The sequence below is a fragment of the Neisseria sp. P0021.S005 genome (genome assembly GCF_051956955.1).
In genome coordinates this window covers 1-5,103 of sequence record NZ_JBQCWY010000193.1, presented here as the reverse complement: position 1 = coordinate 5,103, position 5,103 = coordinate 1, and the positions used below count along the sequence as shown (strand labels likewise).

At 51.8% G+C, this 5,103-nt stretch carries 6 protein-coding genes and 1 pseudogene; 2 read left to right on the top strand and 5 right to left on the bottom strand.

What is annotated here, in order from left to right; all coding sequences use genetic code 11:
• Nucleotides 1–1,151, bottom strand: a 1,151-nt coding sequence (gene mgtE, locus ACTHUE_RS10725) for a magnesium transporter (protein ID WP_440423447.1), incomplete at its 3' end; no start/stop codon positions are given.
• A gap of 245 nt (nt 1,152–1,396) precedes the next feature.
• A complete protein-coding gene (locus ACTHUE_RS10720; RefSeq protein WP_004518973.1) occupies nt 1,397–2,290 on the bottom strand; it encodes a LysR family transcriptional regulator in 894 nt (297 codons plus the stop codon).
• A 14-nt stretch (nt 2,291–2,304) separates the two neighbouring features.
• On the opposite strand from ACTHUE_RS10720, the gene ACTHUE_RS10715 reads away from it, so the two are divergent.
• Together ACTHUE_RS10715 and ACTHUE_RS10710 are read left to right on the top strand one after the other, a co-directional pair.
• Complete coding sequence (locus tag ACTHUE_RS10715) at nt 2,305–2,778, top strand: CidA/LrgA family protein (protein ID WP_004518974.1); 474 nt, start codon at nt 2,305–2,307, stop codon at nt 2,776–2,778.
• 15 nt (nt 2,779–2,793) lie between these two features.
• Nucleotides 2,794–3,489, top strand: a complete 696-nt coding sequence (locus ACTHUE_RS10710; protein WP_039861867.1) for an LrgB family protein — start codon at nt 2,794–2,796, stop codon at nt 3,487–3,489.
• Between the two features lie 80 nt (nt 3,490–3,569).
• On the opposite strand, the gene ACTHUE_RS10705 is transcribed toward ACTHUE_RS10710, so the two are convergent.
• The 3 genes and pseudogenes from ACTHUE_RS10705 to ACTHUE_RS10695 all read right to left on the bottom strand — a co-directional run.
• Nucleotides 3,570–3,947, bottom strand: coding sequence for a hypothetical protein (locus ACTHUE_RS10705; protein ID WP_004518977.1), 378 nt, complete (start codon nt 3,945–3,947; stop codon nt 3,570–3,572).
• A 308-nt stretch (nt 3,948–4,255) separates the two neighbouring features.
• Nucleotides 4,256–4,348, bottom strand: a complete 93-nt coding sequence (locus ACTHUE_RS10700) for a methionine/alanine import family NSS transporter small subunit (RefSeq protein WP_036472778.1) — start codon at nt 4,346–4,348, stop codon at nt 4,256–4,258.
• Nucleotides 4,348–5,103, bottom strand: a pseudogene (locus ACTHUE_RS10695) (sodium-dependent transporter); the annotation flags it as partial. The pseudogene ACTHUE_RS10695 and the gene ACTHUE_RS10700, both read right to left, overlap by 1 nt.

The following is a 5,103-nucleotide window of genomic DNA, read 5'->3' as shown; positions in this document are numbered from 1 at the left end:
GCCATGGCGCGGACGATCATGGTGATGGTTTGGTTGCCGGAGTTGCCGCCGATGCCGGCGACGATGGGCATCAGCGCAGCCAGTGCGACGATTTTCTCGATACTGCCTTCAAATGCGCCAATTACGCGGCTGGCGATAAAGGCGGTACACAGGTTGATGGCAAGCCACATCCAGCGGTTTTTCACCGAGTCCCAAATCGGGGCGAACAAGTCCTCTTCTTCTTGCAAACCGGCCATGTTAAACATGTCGGCTTCGGATTCTTCACGGATCACGTCCACCATTTCGTCAATGGTGATCCTGCCGATCAGCTTTTTGTTTTCATCGACAACCGGCGCGGTGACCAAGTCATAACGTTCAAACGCCTGTGCCGCTTCTTCCACGTCGTCTTCGGGACGGAAGCGCACGACATCGGTGGCCATCACGTCCGCCACCATGTCTTCGGGGTCGGCGACCAAGAGTTTGCGGATGGGCAGCACGCCTTGCAACACGTCGTTTTCATCAACCACGAAAATCTTGTCGGTATGGTCGGGCAGGCTGTCGAAACGGCGCAAGTAGCGCAACACGACTTCACACGCCACATCGGCGCGGATGCTGACCAATTCAAAGTCCATAATCGCGCCGACTTGGTTATCTTCGTAAGACATCGCCGCTTTGACCTGCTCGCGTTCTTCTTCATCACGCGTTTGCAGCGCTTCGTACACCACTTGGTGCGGCAGGTCGTCTGCCAGTTCTGCCAATTCGTCTGCGTCCAAATCATCGACGGCGGCCAACAGCTCGTCTTTGTCCATGGACTCGATCAGCGTTTCGCGTACGGCGTCGGATACTTCCAGCAAGACTTCGCCGTCGTCTTCAGGGGCGACCAAAAGCCAGACGATGTTACGCTCGCGCGGCGGCAGGGATTCCAAGACGGCGGCCACGTCGGCAGGGTGCAACTCGGCCAAGAGGACGGTCAGCTCGGTGAACTTGTCACGCAGGCTTTCGTCTTCAATCGGCACGCCTGCTTCGATTTGTTCAAAGGACGGCTCGAGGATTTCGCATAAGGCGTGGATGCGGTCGATATCGTCAGAGATGCGATCGTCAGAAATGCGGTCTTCCACCGCTTCATTGTCGGGGGTATGGTCGAGATTCGGAGGGGTTTGTTCGATGCTCATAAATGCTCCGCCCGCCGGACGCGGGGAGGCATTTCGGCGGGATGATTATGGTTGTTGTGTGTCTGATGGGAAGTTCAAAGGCGAACTGGGAAGGTCCATAATTCGAGCCTGCTGAGAGGCGCAGAGTTGTAAACGGTGCATATTCTACTCTTTTTTAGGCCGTTTTACCATTTTTAACGGGAAAGGCCGTCTGAAAGCGGGTGATAACGACACCCTTTTTTTTCAGACGGCCTGATGATTTGATTTTATTTGTTTCGCCTGCCGAACGCTTCCCTGACCACGTCCAACCAAGCCCTTAAGGCCGGCGTCGGGCGTTGGTGTTTCTTCCATGCCATGGTGAGCTGCCAGCGGATTTCGGGTTCGACCAAAGGAATGGCGGCAAAGACATCGGGATTGATTTTTCGGGCATAGTATTCGGGTAACAAGGCAATGCCCATATTGTGCGCCACCATGTCGGCGACCAAATTCCATTGTCCGGTACGGCAGACAACGTTGGGCGTAAAACCTTGATTGCGGCAGGCCGTCTGAATGGTTTCGTTGAGGGAAAAGCCTGCACCAAAAAGGATGAAGGGCTCGTGTTGCAGGCTTTTGAGCGTCAGCGCATCGTGTCTCGCCCGATTTTTCGGCATCAAGACCACCAGCGGATAGTCGCACAACGTGATGCTGTCGAAGTCTTCGTGAACCGGCGCGAGCAGCTGCCCGGCATCGAGTTCGTTGTTGCGCAGGGATTGCTCGATGGCGAGCGAACCTTGTTCCAAAAACGACAATTCTATGTCCGGCCATTTTTGGTGGAAATCAAACAGCGCATGACTGAGCAAATCGCTGCCGAACAAGGCCAAACCCAAACGCAGCGTCCCGCTTTTGACATGGCGGTAATCGTCAACGCGGGCCAGCAGCAAATCGCGTTCGTGTAAAAGGTTTAACGCATGGCGATAGACTTCTTCGCCGATTGCGGTCGGCTGCACCTGCCGCTTTTTGCGTCCGTTTTCTCTGCACAAAAGCGGCACGCCCAATTCTTCTTCCAAAGACTGGATGATTTTGCTGACCGTCGGCTGCGTCAAATTCAACGCGGAAGCCGTGGCCGAAAAACTTTGCAGGCGGATGAGTTCGGCAAAACAATGCAGGCTTTTGAAATCCATTATTCCTCTAAGGCATGATTATTCGTTTAATAATTCATATTATGCAGAAATTAGGTTTCTATAATCAAGCCTTTCATTCAACACACACCCATATCATGGATTCCCTCACCAGATTTTTTCAGACGGCCTTGCAGCTTGCCATCATCGGCGCAGTATGGGGCGTCTCCGACCTTATCGTCCGCTTCACGCATCTGCCTGTTTCTTCAGGCGTATTGGGCTTGTTCCTCATGCTCGCCCTTTTAGGGCTCGGCATCATCCGCCCGGGCATGGTTGATCGCGGCGCAAAATGGGCATTGGGCGAACTCGTCTTTTTCTTCATCCCCATCATGGTTTCCGTCTTGCAATATCAAGACCTGCTGATGTCCGAAGGTTGGCAGCTGATTTTGACCATCGCCGTCGGCACCGCGCTCGTGATGATCAGCACCGCCCTGACTCTCGATTTCTGCTACCGCTGGAAACGCCGCCTCTACAAAAAACTCCACTCCTAAAAATAGAGAATAAAAATGGACTACACTGCCCTCGCCTGCTTCATCTGGACTTGCTTTGCCTATGTCGTTGCCAAAAAAATCCACCGCAAAAAACCCTTAATGATTTTCTCCCCCGTCGTTACCGTCTCCGTCAGCACCATCCTCCTGCTGCTGGCATTCGGCGTCAATTACGACACCTACCACAAATATACCCAAGGCATCGTCTTCCTGCTCACTCCGGTTACCGTTGCCTTTGCCGTCCCCATTTATGAAAACCGCGAAGTCATCCGCCGCCAGCTGCCCATCCTCTCCATCGCCATTATGGTGGGCATGTTTGTCGGCGTAGTCAGCGCATTCCTCATGAGCCATATGTTCCACTTCAACAACGAAGTAACCAACAGCCTAATGGCGCGCTCCATCTCCACGCCGTTTGCCGTCGTCCTCGCCAGCGAAATCCACGGTTCAGCCTCGCTCGTTTCCCTGTTCACCATCATCACTGGCTTTGTCGGCATGATATTCGGCGACCTGTTTTTAGCCTTCACCCGTATCCGCTTCCGTACCGCCAACGGCGTGGCATTCGGCAATGCCGCCCACGGCTTCGGCACATCGCGCGCCGGACAACGCCATGAAACTGAAGGCGTAATGGCCAGCCTGACCATGATTTTGGCCGGACTGTTTATGGTATTGTTTGGCCCAACCATGGTGCATTTGGTAATTTGGATGATGAGTTAGGCTTCGTCCCGATGACCATACACAAAAAGGCCGTCTGAAACACATATCGGTTTCAGACGGCCTTTTATATTATGGAACGATTACAGTTTGAAAATAGAAGCCTCTGCTAAATCATGAATGGTATCCAACGCAGATGAACCTGTACCATTGTTTGAATAGGTCGCATTGTCTGAGGAAAGACCAGCAGAAGAATCAAGAGGATCAGCCTCACCAAACTCACGGCTCAAAAGCTCATCTCCATCGAAAGCTTTGGATTCCAATATCGGCTTCGCGGCCGGCTGTGCAGGCTCAAAACCTTCCCACTCACGCGGATCAAGGCGGATGATATGATCATCGTCATAGCCATCATTAGGCCCTTTGCCTTCTCCTGAAAAAGTACCGTCCCACTCGCGCGGATCGAGGCGGATAACAAAATCTTCAGAATCACTTTCTTTACTTGGTTGATGTACTTTAGCCATGAAATTCTCCTTAACAAATAAACGGATACTGTACCTAATGCCTCATAAAAGGCATTGCGGACTCTATTCTAGAACAAAGAAAACAGCGGGCAAAGATTGAAGGGAACAACGGTTTATTAACACGATAATCGTATTTAAATCTTTTTAAAACAAATAGATATAATTTATACATCATACCCGGTCATCCATTATTAAAAATCTCGCACATGCCGTCCACCAAGATGATTCCCCCTCTTCCGTCCCTTGCTATGTAACAAAAAGGCCGTCTGAAAAATGACTTTCAGACGGCCTTTTCATTTGCTCAAACCTTATTCTTTAGGCAGGCGCAGGACGGAGACGATGAATCCGCCCCAAATGACGATCAATGCGACAAGCATCATAATAATGGCTGAAGTACTCATTATTCGTCTCCTTCACGTTCGTGTTCATGTTCGTCTTTGACGTTGAAGCCCTGACCGTGTTCCCACGGCAAGAATGACAGCAAGACCGACAATACGAGGATGGCGCCCACCATGCCCCAACCAAAGATATTGAGGAAGCTGTCAGGATAGCCGCTGTAATTCTCTTTTAGGAGGCCGGCAGTATCCTGATAAAGCATATAGCCGAGCATGGCGACGGTAACCACCACGCTGGCTGTCCACACTTTGCCGACACGGATGGAAGACAGCGCGTTCAAGTGGTTACGCAGTTCCGGCAGCTTGTTCAACAAGACAATCGCCAAAACGTAAACAAAACCGGAAGCCACAATGCCATAAGTATTGATGAATTTGTCCAATACGTCCAACACAGGCAGGCCGGTGGTCGTACCGAACAGCAAGGTGGAAATAATCGCCATGGGAACGCCAGCAATCAACGTTGCGCTGACACGTCCGATGTTCATTTTGTCTTGAATTGCAGCCACAATTACTTCAACGATGGAAATCATAGAAGTTACACCGGCAAACACCAGCGAGCCGAAGAACAACACGCCGATCAACGCGCCCATCGGCGCTTGGTTGATGATGGTCGGGAACGCGATAAACGCCAAGCCGATACCGTTGGATGCCACTTCGCTGACTTCTTTGCCTGCGGCTTGAGCCATAAAGCCCAATGCGGCAAATACGCCGATACCGGCGAGCAACTCAAAGCTGCTGTTGGCAAAGCCGACAACCAAGCC